The 17277-nt window shown below is 57.3% G+C and carries 13 protein-coding genes and 6 pseudogenes; 12 read left to right on the plus strand and 7 right to left on the minus strand.

The window, feature by feature from the left end:
- The first annotated feature begins 9 nt into the window (after positions 1-9).
- Positions 10-423, plus strand: coding sequence for a hypothetical protein (locus AMK05_RS26100; RefSeq protein WP_064842484.1), 414 nt, complete (start codon positions 10-12; stop codon positions 421-423).
- 4 nt (positions 424-427) lie between these two features.
- On the opposite strand, the gene AMK05_RS26105 is transcribed toward AMK05_RS26100, so the two are convergent.
- A complete protein-coding gene (locus AMK05_RS26105) occupies positions 428-925 on the minus strand; it encodes a helix-turn-helix domain-containing protein (protein ID WP_064842850.1) in 498 nt (165 codons plus the stop codon).
- A 459-nt stretch (positions 926-1384) separates the two neighbouring features.
- Between AMK05_RS26105 and AMK05_RS26110 the strand changes: the two genes are divergently transcribed.
- On the plus strand, positions 1385-1768 hold the full coding sequence (locus AMK05_RS26110) for a hypothetical protein (protein ID WP_237352256.1): 384 nt from the start codon (positions 1385-1387) through the stop codon (positions 1766-1768).
- On the opposite strand, the gene AMK05_RS33755 is transcribed toward AMK05_RS26110, so the two are convergent.
- Positions 1765-1989 carry a hypothetical protein gene (locus tag AMK05_RS33755; protein ID WP_237352263.1) on the minus strand — a complete coding sequence of 75 codons (225 nt, stop codon included), beginning with the start codon at positions 1987-1989 and terminating at the stop codon, positions 1765-1767. The two genes, AMK05_RS26110 and AMK05_RS33755, sit on opposite strands and share 4 nt — an antisense overlap.
- Here AMK05_RS33755 and AMK05_RS35705 point away from each other — a divergent pair.
- Positions 1951-2040: pseudogene (locus tag AMK05_RS35705) on the plus strand (DUF4334 domain-containing protein); the annotation flags it as partial. The gene AMK05_RS33755 and the pseudogene AMK05_RS35705 overlap by 39 nt on opposite strands.
- A gap of 51 nt (positions 2041-2091) precedes the next feature.
- Positions 2092-2241: a hypothetical protein gene (locus tag AMK05_RS35710; protein ID WP_010025771.1), complete on the plus strand. Its 150-nt coding sequence runs from the start codon at positions 2092-2094 to the stop codon at positions 2239-2241.
- 69 nt (positions 2242-2310) lie between these two features.
- On the opposite strand, the gene AMK05_RS26120 is transcribed toward AMK05_RS35710, so the two are convergent.
- The 4 genes and pseudogenes from AMK05_RS26120 to AMK05_RS35720 form a co-directional block, all read right to left on the minus strand.
- On the minus strand, positions 2311-3060 hold the full coding sequence (locus AMK05_RS26120; protein WP_064842488.1) for a hypothetical protein: 750 nt from the start codon (positions 3058-3060) through the stop codon (positions 2311-2313).
- A gap of 158 nt (positions 3061-3218) precedes the next feature.
- Positions 3219-4319 carry a cysteine protease StiP domain-containing protein gene (locus tag AMK05_RS26125; RefSeq protein WP_064842491.1) on the minus strand — a complete coding sequence of 367 codons (1101 nt, stop codon included), beginning with the start codon at positions 4317-4319 and terminating at the stop codon, positions 3219-3221.
- A gap of 114 nt (positions 4320-4433) precedes the next feature.
- Positions 4434-5567 carry a phosphoribosyltransferase domain-containing protein gene (locus AMK05_RS35715; protein ID WP_011053330.1) on the minus strand — a complete coding sequence of 378 codons (1134 nt, stop codon included), beginning with the start codon at positions 5565-5567 and terminating at the stop codon, positions 4434-4436.
- An 878-nt stretch (positions 5568-6445) separates the two neighbouring features.
- Positions 6446-6570, minus strand: a pseudogene (locus AMK05_RS35720) (IS481 family transposase); the annotation flags it as partial.
- Between the two features lie 266 nt (positions 6571-6836).
- Between AMK05_RS35720 and AMK05_RS26140 the strand changes: the two are divergent.
- From AMK05_RS26140 to AMK05_RS26155, 6 genes and pseudogenes are all read left to right on the plus strand, one after another.
- A pseudogene (locus tag AMK05_RS26140) lies at positions 6837-8095 on the plus strand (IS256 family transposase).
- A gap of 767 nt (positions 8096-8862) precedes the next feature.
- On the plus strand, positions 8863-10374 hold the full coding sequence (locus AMK05_RS26145; protein WP_064842494.1) for a tyrosinase family protein: 1512 nt from the start codon (positions 8863-8865) through the stop codon (positions 10372-10374).
- Between the two features lie 31 nt (positions 10375-10405).
- On the plus strand, positions 10406-10861 hold the full coding sequence (locus AMK05_RS33765; RefSeq protein WP_082935751.1) for a hypothetical protein: 456 nt from the start codon (positions 10406-10408) through the stop codon (positions 10859-10861).
- Positions 10862-11343: 482 nt separating this feature from the next.
- A complete protein-coding gene (locus AMK05_RS26150; protein ID WP_064842853.1) occupies positions 11344-12873 on the plus strand; it encodes a hypothetical protein in 1530 nt (509 codons plus the stop codon).
- Between the two features lie 65 nt (positions 12874-12938).
- A pseudogene (locus AMK05_RS35725) lies at positions 12939-13135 on the plus strand (IS21 family transposase); the annotation flags it as partial.
- A 402-nt stretch (positions 13136-13537) separates the two neighbouring features.
- Positions 13538-15928, plus strand: coding sequence for a DUF3141 domain-containing protein (locus tag AMK05_RS26155; protein WP_064842496.1), 2391 nt, complete (start codon positions 13538-13540; stop codon positions 15926-15928).
- Positions 15929-16151: 223 nt separating this feature from the next.
- On the opposite strand, the pseudogene AMK05_RS33775 reads toward AMK05_RS26155, so the two are convergent.
- Positions 16152-16462, minus strand: a pseudogene (locus tag AMK05_RS33775) (type II toxin-antitoxin system HipA family toxin); the annotation flags it as partial.
- A 114-nt stretch (positions 16463-16576) separates the two neighbouring features.
- On the opposite strand from AMK05_RS33775, the gene AMK05_RS26160 reads away from it, so the two are divergent.
- Positions 16577-16927, plus strand: coding sequence for a transposase (locus AMK05_RS26160; protein ID WP_082935752.1), 351 nt, complete (start codon positions 16577-16579; stop codon positions 16925-16927).
- Positions 16924-17267, plus strand: a pseudogene (gene tnpB, locus AMK05_RS33780) (IS66 family insertion sequence element accessory protein TnpB). Before AMK05_RS26160 ends, tnpB begins: the two are co-directional and overlap by 4 nt.
- Positions 17268-17277 lie beyond the last annotated feature (10 nt).

A 17277-nucleotide genomic window follows, 5' to 3' on the forward strand; every position in this document is an offset into this window, starting at 1 on the left:
GCGGCTGATATGAAGGCGTTGAAATCTCTCAGGCAGTTGCTGCAGATCCGCAGCCTGCGGGCGGACAATCTTTCCCGCAGCCTCTCCGAGGCGCGGGCGGATGCCGAAAGCGCGCGGGAGCGGGAAACGAAAGCCTCCGAAGCGCTCGACATCGCGGCAAGCCGGGCCGCCGGCAATCCTGTCGTCGACGCATTGCGCAAGAGCGGCGCTATCTCCGCCGCCGAGCTTCAGGACGCGCTGATGCGACAATCCGTATTGCGCAGCCATGAAGCCGATGCCGGCCTATCGCTTGCGCAACACAAAGCCGCCCGGCGCGCCGCGCAAGAGCGGGCAGAACACGTCGCCGCCGATTTTTCGCGAGCACAGAAGGCGGTATTGCGCGTCGAATTTTCGCTTGAAGCAGCGGAGAAAATCGACCGGTAGGGAGCTAAGAACCAGCAGATGAACCAACCGGCTTCTGTTCTTCCATCTCTTCATCGACAATCGAGCTGACGAGGGCAACGACGCGGCTGCGCACACGCGGGGAAAGGAGCAAAACGTCGTCTATCAGACGCCGTCCCTCCGCCGTGGAAATATAGGCAATCTTCTCATCGATCTCTGTTATGATTTGCTGGCCATTAGTGGTTTCGGGATCTGGAAGGCCTTCGAAAAACCTCGAAACAGGGATCTTGAGGCAATTGGCAAGCTCGTAGAGCATCGAAGCGCTGACGCGGTTCTTACCGCTTTCATATTTTTGCACCTGCTGCAAACTGATCCCGATGCCGGCGCCGAGATCCCCTAGGGATACATTCGACTGCATTCGGCGGATACGGATTTGCTGTCCGACATGCCGATCAACTGGATGCACCAACTCGCCCGCTAAATTCGACTGTTCGGCTTGCGCAGGCCTCGAAGTCCGGACCTGTGCTGCTGCATAGCGCTTCATGGTGGACACCCCGATGGCGAGTTTCACGCGGTGCGCCCCCGCTGAAAACTCGCTAAACCCACTGATCGGGGAGTTGGAAACCGTACACGACGGTCCTGTGGCCTTTAGTTCCGAGGAACCTGGACATACGCCACAGGCTCCTCGACCGAAGGTCAAGGAGTGTGATGCCGTTACGGCCGGCATCAACCACGTGTAGGGGTTTCCACACCCCAGGGCAGCGCGTACTGCCCTATCGAAAAAGATAGCGGGAATCCGCCCGCTGCGCAACCGAATTCTTTACAAGATTCAATAGCTTCGCTTTACGCTCGGACACTTGCCTCAAAAGCGAGAGGTCACGCTTCGGGCGGTAAAGTGGTCAGAAAACCAAAGGAGGTGCGATCAGCGGAACGCCCATTGCGAGGATTGTCTGCCCACTCTCCCGGAAGAGATGACGATGACACCTGGGAGAGCGCGGACGTCGTGGCGATCGAGGAGACGGACGATACCGTCACCGTACTTCTCTGGCATCTGAAATACTCGCAGGCAGTAATGGGGCGCTGGGCGGACGATCTTTACCTCGTTTGCGGTCAAGCACAGAAGGGGGTGAAGGGGACATGGAGCTTGAAGAACCTCATCAACCACCTGACCGTGAGAGAAACATCACATCTTAAGGGCCGGGCCCGTTTCATTCGAGGCAGCCTGAATGACTTGGCCACGCTTCGAAAGGCTGCCCGACGCAAGTTCATCGAGTACCGGATCGGGATTGTACAGCCGGGTCTTAACGGTGAAAACATACCCGCAGAACATCTTGCGCTTCTGGGAGCGACTGCCACTTCATACTGTCTGTCACCGGGTGTCCCCTAATGACTGTCGCGAACCGCACCGATCCAGCTTAGCTGCCGGCTACCGTCTCCAGCGGCGCTACTTTCCATGACGGCAGGGCCGCCGCGAACTGTCACGGCCTTCTTGGGGCTTTCGATATCGAAATTGACGTTGTAGCGGTTCCACTCTGTAACAGCGGCAGAGCCGCCGACAAAATCAGGGGCGGCTGCGTCAAGAGCGCGGCCATGGTCTATGACGATCAACCCATCGTCGACCATTTCCGGCGGATCGACGCCGAGAGGATCATGGGCGCGAAATTTCGCTCTGCGCAAGTAAGGCACGAACCGTCGAGACGGCAGTTCCTAATGAGCTCATCGAAAGGTCATATCATGCTGAAATACAAGCTCTACGTACTCGTGGTAAAAGCCGACGGGAATCTCGCGATCCTCGCCGCGCTTGCCATGGTTCTTACCGCGATATGGCGCGGCGTTTTACCCATAGGAAGTTTCTACTAAAAGACTGGAGGTGCAGGATCATTCCTGCACCCTCCTCACATATCACCACGTTCGCAGTACGCGTGTCACCTATCTCTCACGCGCAACAGCGGAAACGACAAGGTCTGTCATTTGAGAGTTACCCGGAGCGCCCCACCAGTCGCAGAGGGACAGGTAGGAGAAGTCGCTCACACTGTCACCGTAGCCGATCACTGGGCGACCTGGATGCTCCGTCCGAAGCTTTTTGAGCAGAAATTGTGAGGCCACCCGTTTTGAGATCGCAGGCGGAACTAGCGCAAGGTTATTGCCGTTGTGGTGTCGAACCCAACCCCGTTTTTCTCGAATGATCGGCACAATCTCTTCAAGGCGTGAGCCGTCTCCGTCAATCTCTTTGAAGACAACATATGTCGCGAGATCAGCTTCCATCACCGACCAGCACCGGATGTGGACGCCAAGTTCCCTCGCCTTGGTCCTGCCCTCATCGAGGAGCTTATCGAAAAAGCCGGCAAGCGGCCGGAGCTCCCTTGCGACGACCTCATGCCATTCGGCGTCAGGCTTGCCGTCCTTTTTGAGGATGACGGCACCGTTCGATACGATTGAGTAGCTTTCAAACGCGATCGTAACGCGCGAAAGAGCCTCAGAGCCGCGCGCCGTAACCGGGATGGCCTCCGTGGAGACGAGCAGCCACTCGACAAAGGCAGCTTGAATCTTCGTCATATAGGAGTTGCTTCCATTAATGGATTTGGACACCAATACCAGATCGGCTTCCGCAATCTCCGGTATCTTTTTCTTGGTTTGAAACAAGGTGTCGTCGAGGTCCACCAGAGCAATGGGCTTCATATGCGTACTCCAAAATGCGACTGGTTAAATATCTGATCGATTGCCAGATGTGAGCTTTCGCGGATTCTCCATTGGCAATGAATTTTACGATACGGAATTTGTCACATCTCAGTTTCCTTGACCTGCGCGCCGAGCTCGTAAGTAGACATACGTGGAGATTAGGAGACGTGCCGGATCAGCGTGACGGCGCGGTAAGGGGCGATCTTTCTAGGGGAGACGACATACGGGACGCCTTTGTTGTCGATCAGGTACATGAGGGCCGCGAGTTCCGGATCGGTTGGCGACGAGACGTACACCTTTTCCGGCACACGTCGCAGGATGGCCCTGGTCGCCTCCGCAATGCCCGGCTTTACTCGGTTGATGTTCGTTACGGCGTCCTCCCCCATCACCCAGGCGACGGCAGCGGCGGCGGCATCGCGATGCGCCCGGCGGGTCTCGATACTCCAGACGCTCGGGATTTCGGTTGCAATCACAGTGGAGACATCATTCCACATACCATCCACGAATGATCGGGAAATATCGTGTTCCGCGAGATTATCCCACTGGACGCAGGCGTGGAAGTCACCGGGACCGACGAGGGCAGCGTTGAGGATCGAGCGGCTGATAAGCCCGGATACGGTGCATCCTAGCATTCCGGAGGGAATAAGCCAGTCGTCGCCCGATGCGGCGAGCCATGCGCAGCCGCAGGGGTCGGCCAATACAACTAGCCGCGCAGGCCGGTCTGAGTAGTCCTTGAAGCTCTTTTCGAGTTGGTTCGCAATTGCTCCTTTGCCCGTCCAGCTATCTACGAAGACGATGCTCTCGACAGGACGCCTGGCAAGAATGTGGCGCATAGCCTCGTCGTCAACGCCCTTGTCGCGAATGATCGACAACCCGTAGTGTCCGACGTCCCGGCCGAGTAAGGCGATGGCCCTCTTGAGAAGGATGCCGAAGGGCACGCCGGCGCGGACCAAACTGACAAGGGTAATAGGACCCTCGACCGACTGCACGATCGCGAGGGCGAGGCGTGCCGTCTCGGCGCCCATGCGCGGGCCACCAGTGGCCATGGCCTTAGCAAACAGCTCCATGTATTCGCGGGTCGGGGCCATCTCGGCGGAAATCATTTCCGAGTAATGCCGCCGCCCGGATTGGATGGCCTCTTCCCTCGTGGCCGTGTCAGTAGGCTGAATATCCACTCTCTTGAGAAGGAGCGTCACGTCGTATTCGGCGTAGGAGCCTAGTATGGCAGGGGAGGCGATGCTGTCATAGGTATCCCCCATGGGAGTGATGTCCTTAGATAACGCGACAGCAGTGTTGTGTCGCTGTGGACTGGCGGAAATGTCCGATCGAGTGAGCCGATTTCGAAGCGGCAGACCGCATGGCCTAAGGCGGCTTCATTCACCTTCTACGTCTGAAAGGACAATGGGATCGCCCAGTGCGGACATCAGGCTGGCACAGACATTTTCCGGGCCTGTCTCCGAGCAGAGTATAATTTTCGAGTACAGCGCTGGATCGACGTTGTAGAGGTAATGTGGAACCGTTCCGCCGTAGTTGTCGGAGAACGAAAGTACTGAACCGATCGCGTGGCCTTTCGACAGGGGAGAACGCGTCACGGATGAATAGAAAACCTCAGCGCCCTCCTTTTCCAAGCGCTCCGCAAGCAGGAAGGGCTGCCACACGTGTTCGCCCGTTCCGAGTACGAGGGTAATCCCGTCATCGGCAGCGTTTGCATTGAGACCCTGCAAGTGATCGACGACGCCGAGACGCGCCCAGTCTCGAGCGACGTCGGGACAGACCTCGGGCCGCTTAGGACGGTCACAGGAAGGGACCTGCGGAGTAGCTGCCGTGAAATCCCCACGCGGAGTCCAACTGTACCGTCCGGAAACGATAGTAGCCTCACTGACTGTTCCCGTGATCTCCGCGCGGGCAGCGCCTTCTGACCAGTCGGTAAGCGTAAGTAGGACTGTGTGCTTCAGCTTCAAACGAATTTTTGCGGGAAGGGCAGCGAAGATGTTGGCAAATGTCTTACCTGTCGAAGCCTCATCGTCAACGAGTACCAAGCCGGTCGCACCATGAACCAAGTCGCGGAGCCTTGCCTCGCATGGTTCGTGCAGGAGGTGCCGCGGGGCATGGCTATGCTCTTCCTCAAATTCGCACAGCAGCGGCAGTTTAAGATCATGGCGAGTGGAGCAGATATATATTGCATCGCCGCGACCAGTGAGTTCGCGGAACCGCCGATGGACACCCGCACCAAGGCCAATGCCCGCTTCGGCTATTCCGATGAACAAAACCGGACCAGGAATATCGGCAGGAATCTGACGTGCAAGGAGGTCGAATGCATTTCCCATGACCGAAGGGCGGATCGGCAGGAATCGACCAAGAACCTTGGAAACAAACAGAAACGAGCGGTTCGGGTTGATTCGCTGCCCGAAGCCGAACATCTCGATGGGGGGTACAAGGCTTCGATCCACGTGAACCGAGATAGTGCCGTCGGCGAGTTGCGCAGAGTATGTTGAAGGATTCACCATTGCCAGCTTTCGAAAGTACGGACGTTTACCGTGGAAAAAATCCGTGCCATATGTTTCCGTGACGCCGCACGCTCATTGGCGTCTCGTTGACGAGCAGGGTAGCACTTACCTCTCGAGGCTCAGAGTGCATCCGCGCCACGATATCGCAGGAGAATTCGCCGGCCCTTGGCGCGAAGGCCAGCACGGCGCGAGCGCCTCCCTGGTTTCAGCTTCGTTGGGGCTAAATCCCGATCTGAGGCCTTCCTGCCCCGTCGATGCGGCTCGTGACCCATCTCCGACAAAGCGACTGGGGCGATAGAAATAGAGTTTACGTCAGTTCATCCTCGCTCTCTGCGGTGAATCAGTAGCATGAAGTGAAGCAAGGGACGTGCCACTCGGACATGCAGCACGAATGCGAGCTGAATAGGCACCAGAACTCGAATATTGCATTCCAGGTCTCACGCGGCAGATGTCCAGATTGCCGGGAAATTTCGTATTGCATCCATAACGGCTTTGGGCGACGGATTGCGGGACCTGCCATGGCAAGCGCGTGCGGTCGCGAAACCTCAGATGGCGGCGAAGCGCTGCAGTTAAGAGAGATGCTGGAGCGTATATTCGCCTAAACGCTGCTGACGTGGCGGTTGGGCCTTTGAACGGTGGACGAGATCAGCCGGGAAAAAAGGCGTAGCTTCATTGAAATCGGCAGGGTGTACCCCGCCCACTACCGGGGATCAGAGCAGGCCAGCCTTGGCCCCAACCTGCGATGATAGCAGGTGCCTGGGGCACCTCCAGCACGTCGAGGGTTCTGCATCTTCGTGTCAGCCAATAGCCGACAGTTCGCACCACGTTTGTATTCGCTTTGTCTGCTTTACGACAGACTTAAGTCTTGATGCCTGCACTCAGCCGTCGTTGTTCAGTCCCGGCATTTCCATGGAGCGGATCGAGGGTGAAACGTTCAGGCTGCGAAGTCTATGTCTTGCAGACGAACTCGTAGTGTGAGGCCCTTGAGGGTCTTGAGCCTGCGTGACCTGCCACTGAACTTTCATCCAGCGGCGATTAGAGCCTCGGCGGTTTTGAATACGCCAAGTGGCGCGGTGTGAGCAACCGGCAACGCGGATCGTGTCCCAGCACCTGGTGTAGCTGACGGGAGGTAGCAAAGCCGAGTGCCCGCGCGCTTCTCGCTGCGCTGTAGCGGGTGATCGGCTTTGCGGGCGGCCATCAGTGTTTTCCGCTAGGGTCGGGTTGTTCAAGACCAACCTGACGGAAAGATCACCGATGACCAATGACATGATGAACGTGCGCTCCCTTGTTGAGAAGAGTGCCGATGCAGATTTGTTGCGTGAGATGATCGGCCTTGCTGCCGAGCGGCTGATGGAGCTGGAAGTAGGCTCGGCTACGGGTGCAGACTTCGGTGTGAAGAACTCGATGCGGCTCACTCAACGCAATGGCTACCGTGACCGCGATTGGGAGACGCGGGCTGGCACCGTCGAGCTTCGCATTCCGAAGCTGCGCAAAGGCAGCTACTTTCCGAGCTTCCTTGAACCGCGCCGGATGGCAGAGAAAGCTCTGACGGCCGTTATCCAGGAAGCGTATATCCAGGGAATCTCGACCCGTTCTGTCGACGACCTGGTCAAGGCCATGGGTATGAGCGGCATCTCCAAAAGCTAGGTGAGCCGTCTATGTGAAGAGATCGACGTCAAAGTGAAGGCGTTCCTCGACAGGCCGATTGAAGGTGAGTGGCGGTACGTCTGGGTGGACGCGACCTATCTCAAGGTCCGGCGTGGCGGCCGCATCGTCTCAGTCGCCGTCATTATCGCGGTCGGCGTCAATAACGACGGTCGGCGCGAGGTCCTGGGTATGGAAGTTGGCACCTCGGAGGCCGAACCGATCTGGACGGAATTCTTGCGCAGGCTGACACGTCGAGGATTACGTGGTGTGAACCTTGTTGTCTCTGATGCACATGAGGGCATCAAGGCTGCCGTTTCCAAGGTTCTCAATGCCACTTGGCAAAGGTGCCGGGTTCACTTCATGAGGAACGTGCTCGCGCATGCTGGAAAGAGCGGCAGGCGGGTCGTATCCGCCTTCATCGCGACGGCCTTTGCCCAGGAGACCCCGGAGGCAGCAAGCGCACAATGGCGCAGTGTCGCCGATCAAATCAGGCCGAAAGTGCCGAAGCTTGCCACCATCATGGACGACGCTGAAGAGGAAGTGTTCGCCTACATGACCTTCCCGAAAGAGCACCGGGAAAGCTGCACTCGACGAATCCAATTGAGCGTCTCAACGGCGAAATCAAGCGACGCACCGAGGTCGTCGGCATCTTTCCGAACGACGAAGCCATCGTCCGTCTCGTCGGCGCATTGCTGCTCGAACAGAATGATGAATGGGCCGTTCAACGCGCCAGGTATATGACGCTTGAGACCATGGCCCAAATGAGCGATGATCCCCAAATCAGCCTGCCCCGCTGTGATGTCGGGTTAGGAAACGAGCGGGACAGCAGGCTAATACACTGCCCGAATTGCCCCGTGTGGACGGCAAGCGTCAAGCCTTGATGCCAAATTCAAACGGATATGAGTGGGGCTTCGCAGCTGCGGCGAGGTCTCGATAGGGTCCGACAATAAGCCCGAATGAGTGGGCACAATGGGACTGAAAGTGGGATCACTTGGTGAGCCCGTTGTTCCCGCGCGGAGATCCCGCCGCTATTCTCGCAAATGTCGGACAGCCGCCGCCCTTTGTCGCATTTGTCGAGATCACGACAATCGGTTTGTCCCGCTCTGCTCTACGCACCCGTCAAGCCACGGAGTGGTGCCTGCTTCGCAGTTTTGAATTTGAGAGCGAGCGGGCTACGGCTCCGTCATTGCTGGGGGTCCGATAGCGAAAGCCTGTTCGAGATGCGTGCTTCTCTATCGTCGCACAGGGCGTTTTCAGCATCTTGGGCCCTCTCACCGGTCTGAACAACTGTTTCAGCTTGATCATTTGAGGTTTTCGCAACCGAACGTGCTTGCCGTGGCTGGTCGGCAAGCCGTCGCTCGAACGATCATGGAATGCGATACTAAGTTTTCCGGAATCTGGATTCCAACTGGAATGCAGGAATACGATCGGTAGTAGCGTTTTTAGCTCGCATTTTACGCTGCATTTTCGAGTGGCACGTCGCTTGCTTCATTTCTCGTGCCGCCGATTCACCGAAACTCAGAAAGAGCCAACGCAAGCTCTATGGTGGTGCGAATTGCCCACTGCTCCCGCGCCCAGACGGCGCGGAACCGGCCTAAAAGCGGCATTAATCTTGGCGAAGGACAATTCAAATCCAAGGGAGAGTAAGATGAGCATCACACGCAGACATGTCATCGTTCAGGGTGGCGTCATTGCAGCAGGCCTGCTCGCCAGCGGCCTACCGGGGACAAAAGCCTTCGCGCAGATACCGTCAATCCCTTGGCGGCGCTCACTGCAGGGCTTGGCCTGGAACGACCCGATCATCGAGACCTATCGCGACGCAGTGCGCCTTCTCAACGCCCTTCCCGCCAGCGACAAATTCAACTGGGTCAACCTCTCGAAACTTCACGGCAGCGGTGACGTCGTCAAATACTGCCCGCATGGCAACTGGTATTTCCTGCCGTGGCACAGGGCCTATACGGCTATGTACGAGCGCATCGTTCGGCACGTGACCAAGAACAACGATTTCGCTATGCCGTTCTGGGACTGGACCGACAATCCGTACCTGCCCGAAGTGGTCACAATGCAAAAGACGCCCGACGGCAAGGACAATCCACTTTATGTTTCGTCGCGCACCTGGCCAATCACGCAGCCGATGCCGGACAATATAGTTGGGCCACAGGTTCTCAACACCATCCTAACGGCGAAGCCATACGAGGTCTTCGGCACCACCCGCCCCGAGGGACAGAACTCACTCGATCCTTCCTGGGTCACCACCAGCAGCGGCACGCAGGGGACGCTGGAATACACACCGCACAATCAGGTGCACAACAATATCGGTGGCTGGATGCCGGAAATGTCGTCGCCCCGCGATCCGATCTTCTTCATGCATCATTGCAACATCGACCGCATCTGGGCGACGTGGAATTTGCGCAACGCCAACAGCACGGATCGGCTCTGGGCCGACATGCCGTTCACCGACAATTTCTACGATGTCGACGGCAACTTCTGGTCCCCGAAGGTCTCTGACCTTTATGTTCCAGAGGAACTCGGATACAATTATGGTTTCCGGACCTACTTCAAGGTCGCGGCGGCGAGCGCCAAAACGCTGGCCCTGAACGATAAACTCACGTCCGTGATCGCGGCGACGGCGACCGATGCTGCAATCGCCGGCGTGACGACCACCTCCACGGACAACAGCAAGGCGGCAACGGAAAACGTGCCGCTTTCGCTGCCGATCAAGATCCCGGCGGGCGCATTGCAGGAGATCGTCCGCCAACCGCCTCTGCCATCCGGCATGGATACAATGGATTTCGGCGCGGCACAGGAGCAGGCGGCCTCCGCTCCTCGTGTGCTGGCATTCCTGCGCGATGTCGAGATCACCAGTGCCAGCACGACCAGCGTTCGGGTGTTTCTCGGCAAGAACGACCTTAAGGCCGATACGCCCGTCACCGATCCCCATTACGTCGGTTCTTTCGCCGTTCTCGGTCATGACGGCGACCATCATCGCAAACCATCCTTCGTCCTCGATCTGACGGACGCGATCCAGCGGGTTTACGGCGGAAGGGGGCAGACGGATGGCGAGGCCATCGACCTGCAGCTCATTCCTGTCGGATCGGGAGCGGGCAAACCCGGCGCCGTAGAGCCCGCAAAGCTAGAAATAGCCATAGTGTCCGCCTAACATCCGGACTGGCTGGGTTGTGGAGACATCGATGCGCTATCATCGTTGGGTGCTTATCGCTATTCGTGCGGCGGCATTATCGATGCTGCGCATCGTCAGCCCGGTTCAAGCTAACGAGAGCGACATGCGGGCAACGACCAGTAAGCCCGCGACGATAACCATATCGAGCAGAGCAGTCCACTCATCGGCTGATACCAGTGCGCGGGTCGTCCTTACTGTCACTGGTTATGAACCGTCGACTTCAGGACCAGTGACGACGGTCGTTTCGCTTGACTGCGGCAGTAACGTTCGCGAAATTGGTAGGTTTGGTATTTTTCCGAACAAGGCGTTTTCGGTATTGGACGGGGCAAAGCCTCAACGATTTGGGTTTCCCTTGCCCGATGACCCGTCTTGCCGTCAGCCACAGACCGTCATTATCCGGCTGGAGCCTCAAACAGGCGGCGGTTCGGGCGCCAGCATCACTATCAGCGACGCAAGCATCGGATAGATTGGCAGTCGGGGCTGATTTGCCGCTAGCTCCAGAACCTTGGCGGCAATGAAAGTCCGCCGGATAAAATAGAGGGTTTTGATAGGTTGTTGTGACAAAGGTCCAACGCGCAGCGCCTATCGTGGTCAACAGTTTACAGTCTTGCCGCTGCATTCTGCGACTGATGGTCGTCTGCAAGCAGGCAAAGGTTTTTGGCCGACCCGAGACTAGGCTCAAGATAAAGTCGCTCTTAAAGGCATTGAACCAACGACGCGTTCCTAGATCAGTAAAGTGACTCTTCAACCACTTCAGATGCTTGCGCGGAGTCTGTCCGAAAGCTGCATTGACTTCGCACGCGGTCCAAAACCGATTCAGACTGCGCGTTCAATTCAAAACTGAAGATTAGACGTGTGCTTTTAATGGCACTGGATTTGCAAGGACACGGGCGGCGTGCGGCCATAGGTATCGCTTCCATTCGTGATAGAGAGGCGCGGAGGTTAGTCTTGAAACGAAGAGATTTTTCGACTGTTGGGCTCACTGCTCTTCTCGCCGGGATCGTATTCCCGGCTTTTCCCAGCACCGGATTCAGTGAGCAGCGAAAGCCGTCCATCCCCGCACTCCCTGATCAGCGGAAACTTTGGAGTTGGATCAAAAGGCTCAACAGTTTCGGCCCCCGATTGACCGGCAGCCCGGCGCAAGCACGGGCAATCGATTATCTTGCTGGTGAGTTGAGAGGGATGGGCCTTGAGGTGAAGCGCGATCAACTCACGATGCGCCGGTGGATGCCACGAACCACCGCGTTCAAACTGTCAAATGGTGAAGTAATTGAGGTAGCGGCGCCGTTCCCGTATTCCGGGCTTACACCTCCCGGCGGTATCTCGGGTAAGATGGTTCTTTTCAACGGTCGGGTTCAGGCGTTTGAGAAAGCCCGCGGCAAAATTGCGGTGGTGACGGTAAAGCGTCGGGATCTGGCGGCATTCCTCGAACTGGTGACCAATCGACGCGGCAGCCTGCCGGAAGGCATAGACTTTCCCAAAGCCGTAACCACGCCGCTTATCACCGGTTTGCTTGGCGTACCGATCGACAAGGCGCGTGAAGCAGGGGTTTTAGCCGTCGTTTGCATTTTCGAAGGCGTCTCGGAAGTGCAGTTGAAGGGGCAGGTGCTGCCATTCACCACACCGTATTGGGGCTTACCTGCAATATGGGTGGCGCAATCTGAAGGAGAGCGGATCAAAGCCGCGATCAAGCACGGTTTGAGCGGTCGCCTGACCTTGGATGGCACGTTGGAAGACGTTGCGACCGATACGATTTATGCGGTTTTGCCGGGCTGCAACCTGCTTGAGACAATCATCATCAACACCCACACCGATGGACCTAATGCGTGCGAAGAGAACGGCGGTGCTGGGGTACTCGCTCTGGCGCATTATTTCTCCTCGCTACCGAAATCTGCCCGCAACCGAAGCCTCGTCTTCGTACTCGTCACGGGTCATTTCCAGCTTCCCCAGTTCGGCCGCCACGGGAATCAGGCGACGGCGACCTGGCTCGAAATGCATCCAGAATTGTGGGACGGCAAACCCGGCCATGCTAAAGCCGTTGCAGGAGCTACGATTGAGCATCTTGGATGTACCGAGTGGCGAGATGACTTTGCAAAAGGGCACCCCGCGCCCACCGGGAAGCCGGAGCTCGATTTGATCTATACCAGTAATAAGTCGATGAGTGACGTGTATATCGCTGCCGCACGCGGGCGCAAAAAGGTACGCGCGCTGATAGTCGCCCCAGCGGCGGCGCAGGTGATGTTGGGCGAAGGCCAGCCATTATACGCATCAGGAATTCCGACGATATCAAGCTGTCCGATACCGGACTATCTTTGCCAGGTCTTGCCGGGCGGAGGCTTGGACCGGCTCGACCCTGATTACGCCTTTCAGCAAGTGGAAACCTTTGCCCGCACGGTCGACTTGCTCGACACGATGCCGCGTGGTGAGATCGGAATTGTTCCGTTTAACCTGTCCACTGTTATCGGTGATCTGCTGTAAAACTGACCAACACTAACGCCAGCGAAAATGGCGGCGTCACGCGGTCGGCACTTTAACTGGCGCCGAGGATCATCTGGCTGTTCACGATAGTGCCGGGTCATAGCCGTCCCATCTGGGCACGCTTCGTCATGCATCAGATGACCGGCCTGCGTTTCCACGTCGCGGCCTTCGAGGCTCTCGGCGGCGCTCCGCGGGAGTGCTTTGCGACCGGATGAAGACTGCCGTCATCGGTGAGCGTCAGACAGAAGGCATCGTTTATAACCGTGCCACCACCAGCCTTAGCCCCACCACCAAAGCCACGCGGACGGCCGCCGAAACATCTTAGTTGGTGGGGATCCCACACCGCAGGCGAATCCATCACCTCCTGTCCTGCGATAGTCTCCAACGAGCTGGGAGAAACTGCTGATCCAGGCTGAATGAAGACTTTGTGTGGCATTCCCTGGCGACGAGCTTGCTGCCCCCTCTCCCGGCGTAGCTGGCTGACCCAGTGCTTGGCATAGACATTGCAGGGGATGAATGCGGCGGTAACTCGTTGGGGTCGGAAGTCGTCAAACTGCTTTCCTAGGCGTCGGCATTGCCTACCGAGCACCTCGCCAGACGGAAGCACGATCGATCTGGCACGTATGTATGCGTACGGGATCATAACCATAGAGGAGTTGAAACGATGGCGGACATTCTTACATCTCTAAATCCGCTCCGGTGGATTGAAGCGCCATCCACGGAACTGGACAGCCAAGTGACCCAAAGTCTATTCCCGATGTTCCAACGCTTGGCGGAAGCGGGCGCTGAAACCGCTAAAATTCTGCAGGTTGCCTTATTGCGCCGCGTGCAAGTCATGTGCGACAGCCAGTCTACCCGCCAGGGAAAGCTCTTTACTGAGGCCGAACGTCTTGCCGAGAGTCTACGCGAGGTGCACGACAATGGGAATTTGGGCCACGCTTGGGCGGAATACCTGCGCGACGCTAGTGAGCGCGCCATATTGTGCATGGATCTTCTCCGACAGCGCGGCGACATCTTCCTCGAACATGAAGCGGCAGGCTGTCCGCCGGTTTTCTTCTGCGACTACGAAACAGTTATGGATGGAAACGATCTGCCCTTGAAATCCAATTACGTGTTACTCCGAATGATTCCGCCCCAAGGTGTTAACGTCGATGACACGAAGCGCCCCTTTATAATCATTTGTCCGCGCGCCGGACATAGTCCCGGCGTCGGTGGCCACAAAGAAGACAGCCAGGTCGGCGTGGCGTTCCGGGAAGGTCACCCGGTTTATTTGGTGTCCTTCCGCCGAGAGCCAGAGGGGGGGCAGTATCTCTCTAATGTCACGTATGCGGAAGCGGCCTTTGTTCGTGAGGTCATGCGCCTGCATCCGCTGGCCCGCCTTCCAGTCGTAGTCGGCAACTGCCAAGCTGGCTGGGCTACCCTTCTGATGGTTGCGACAAATCTCGACTTAGCTGGCCCGATCATCCTCAACGGATCGCCGGTGACACCTACCTCGGGAAATATCGGCGAAAATACCCTCCGCTACATGGCGGGCCTCTTCGGGGGAGCTTGGATCACCATGTTTTTGTCAGATCTGGGCGGAGGCATCTTCGACGGCGCCCATCTCGTACAGAATTTCGAAACGCTCAATCCCGAGCGCCAGTTATTCCTGAAGTATGTCGAACTGTTCCGAGATGTGGATGCGGCGAGCGAAGCCTTCCTTAAGGCTGAGAAGTGGTGGGGCGGCTTCTGCCTGATGCGGGGAGACGAGATCCGCTGGATAGTTGAGCACCTCTTTGTTGGTAATCGACTGGCGCACAACAAGGCGTATGGGGAGCCGGAACGGCGGCATTTCGACCTTAAGAAGATCAGGGCGCCTATTATCATATTTGCCAGTCATGGCGACAATGTCACGCCGCCGCAGCAGGCGCTGAATTGGATCCCCGAAATCTATGACAACGAGGAGGAAATCCGCCTTCTCGGCCAGCACATTATTTATATGGTACACAACGACGTCGGTCACCTCGGTACATTCGTTTCCTCGAGAGTAATCAACAAAGAATACAATGAGGTTGCAAGCACGCTCGAGGCAATTGAGGCGTTGTTGCCTGGCCTTTACGAGATGCGCATCACGGACATTCAAGAAGATGCTGGACACAAGAGCTATAGTGTTGAACTGATCGAGCGCACCTTCGAGAATATCCGTGAGTTTAACGACGGCCATGACGATGGAGGTCCCTTCGCTGCCGTCGCCCGCGTCTCTGAACTGCAAGCGCAGATCTATCACACAGTTGCCCGCCCCTTTGTGCAGGCCGCGGTCACAGACATCTCAGCAGACGCCAGCCGAATGTTCCATCCAAAGCGGCTGGAGCGATCGCTGCTGTCTTCTCAGAATCCGATCATGGTTGGCTATAAGTCAATTTCAGAGCAGGTACGGAACTCCCGGGCGAACGCAGCAGCGGAAAATCCTTTCCTGGCTGCGGAAGCGCTCTATTTCAAGGCTGTCGAACAGGCGATCGTGGTCATGCGCGACTGGCGCGACATGGGTTATGAGCTCGCGTTTCACATGATCTGGAACAACCCTTGGCAGCGATATTTTGACAATCCCCACGAAGCATACCGCAAAGGGACGACACTTGACGATATGAGATGGCAGCCGGACATCGCCAATGCGCTCAGGAGGATCGCGATCGGCGGACTCGCCGATGCCATCATCCGTATGGTCGTACTCCTGGTGAGCGATCGTGGCGGGATCCGACGCGACCGCCTGGCGCGCTGGTCACGGGTGCTGACCGAGGACGAGCCCTTCCGCTCACTAAGCGCTGATCATTTGGCCGAAATCACTCGCGTGCAGACGGCTATCGTCACCTTTGAGCCGGAGCAAGCAATCGAGACGCTGCCGCTGTTGCTAACGGAACCGAGGCAACGGCAACTCGCTTATGCAGCCGCTTGCTATATCCCGGGCTCCAGGGCGGAGATGTCATCGAGTACTGTTGCCATGCTACAGCGCTTCGCGGACGTGCTTGGCCAGCCATCGATCGTCGATGTGATTGAGGATCCGCTGGCAGTGACATAGTTTGTTCGTAGAGTAGCGTCTCGATCTCACCGAATCACATAATTATTGGTTTTCGCTCGTTGGTCACGGAGGCGCTTGAAACAATTCCATCGCAAATCCAGCCAGGACCGCAGATCGGAAAATTGCCATTGGACATCCGTCCTTTACAACGCAACGATGCCGTAATCCGGTTCAGTGATCGGGCCGGCAGAGGGCGGATTGAAACTGTGGAGGAAGGCTCTCGTCATAGGGCTGGCGCTCGCTGCAAATCATCGTGATCGAACGCACTGGCCATACGGTTGATCTCGGCTGACCGCGCACCGACCGCCTTGGCGGTCTCGCGCCACCTTGCGGTGTCGCGACTTCCTTAATGATCGCGCGAGCCTCGGCGAGCGTTAGGGCGTAGAGCTCTGCAGCTTCTTCCAGCAGGTCAAGGGAGCAGGTGCCTTCATCAAGATCAATGTTTGTCGTCAGCGCGCGCGCCTTGACATCCGTAGGCACTGGATTGAGGTCATAGGCAGGGGACAACGACCAGCTGGCTTTATTGAGCGTAAGCGACAAGCTGACCCCATCTGGCGTCAGTAGCGTTGGCCGCTGTATTGCGGACAGACGATTCACAAACTGTGAGCTTCTATGTCTGCGCCTAGCTCTGGAACTAGAAACTTCCATATGATCGAGGCTGTTCCGGAACGGCTTGAGGGCGCCCCACGGCAATTTCGGCGCCGCTGGTCCGATGATTTTAAAGCGCGGGCTGTGGCTGAGGCAATGGAGCCCGGCGCAAGCGTCTCAGCCATCGCGCATCGCATCGGCATACATCCCTCGCAGCTATTTGGCTGGCGTCGTGATGCTCGTGACGGACAACGATCCTCCTCGCAAGATCGGGCTGGTCAGACGGAGACTGGGACGATTGGCACACGTGCGATGATCGAGCTTATCATCGGCGACGTCGTTATCCGGGCCGACGCAGATATCGGCGAAGCACACCTGCAGCGGGTGATCCGAGCGGTGCGGTCGGCATGATCCCGTCCGGCGTGAAGGTCTTTCTTGCGAGCCATCCCATCGACTTCCGAAAGGGGCCGGACAGCTTGCTTTCGCTGGTACGGGATGCTGGCAGTGATCCGTTCAACGGTGCACTTTATGTCTTTCGGGCCAAGAGAGCAGACCGAGTCAGATCGTGTGGTGGGATGGTTCCGGCGTTTGCCTCTATGCGAAGCGGCTGGAAAAAGCACAGTTCTGTTGGCCACGCATCGGCCATCATCGCGTCCAGCTCAATCATGCCCAGCTTCTGGCTTTAGTCGACGGAATGGACTGGAAGCGGGTTCGATCCACGCCGGTGAAGCCTCCCGAGATTGTTGGGTAAAACCGCTGCG

This window comes from Rhizobium sp. N324, assembly GCF_001664485.1.
GTDB lineage: Bacteria > Pseudomonadota > Alphaproteobacteria > Rhizobiales > Rhizobiaceae > Rhizobium.

Excerpts from the sequence above, each read along its gene's own strand:
- AMK05_RS26160 (WP_082935752.1), top strand. The coding sequence starts at position 16,577 with ATGATCGAGGCTGTTCCGGAACGGCTTGAGGGCGCCCCACGGCAATTT.
- AMK05_RS35715 (WP_011053330.1), bottom strand. The coding sequence starts at position 5,567 with ATGGTGAATCCTTCAACATACTCTGCGCAACTCGCCGACGGCACTATC.
- AMK05_RS26125 (WP_064842491.1), bottom strand. The coding sequence starts at position 4,319 with ATGGGGGATACCTATGACAGCATCGCCTCCCCTGCCATACTAGGCTCC.
- AMK05_RS26105 (WP_064842850.1), bottom strand. The coding sequence starts at position 925 with ATGAAGCGCTATGCAGCAGCACAGGTCCGGACTTCGAGGCCTGCGCAA.
- AMK05_RS35710 (WP_010025771.1), top strand. The coding sequence starts at position 2,092 with ATGAGCTCATCGAAAGGTCATATCATGCTGAAATACAAGCTCTACGTA.
- AMK05_RS26145 (WP_064842494.1), top strand. The coding sequence starts at position 8,863 with ATGAGCATCACACGCAGACATGTCATCGTTCAGGGTGGCGTCATTGCA.
- AMK05_RS33765 (WP_082935751.1), top strand. The coding sequence starts at position 10,406 with ATGCGCTATCATCGTTGGGTGCTTATCGCTATTCGTGCGGCGGCATTA.
- AMK05_RS26120 (WP_064842488.1), bottom strand. The coding sequence starts at position 3,060 with ATGAAGCCCATTGCTCTGGTGGACCTCGACGACACCTTGTTTCAAACC.
- AMK05_RS26155 (WP_064842496.1), top strand. The coding sequence starts at position 13,538 with ATGGCGGACATTCTTACATCTCTAAATCCGCTCCGGTGGATTGAAGCG.
- AMK05_RS26100 (WP_064842484.1), top strand. The coding sequence starts at position 10 with ATGAAGGCGTTGAAATCTCTCAGGCAGTTGCTGCAGATCCGCAGCCTG.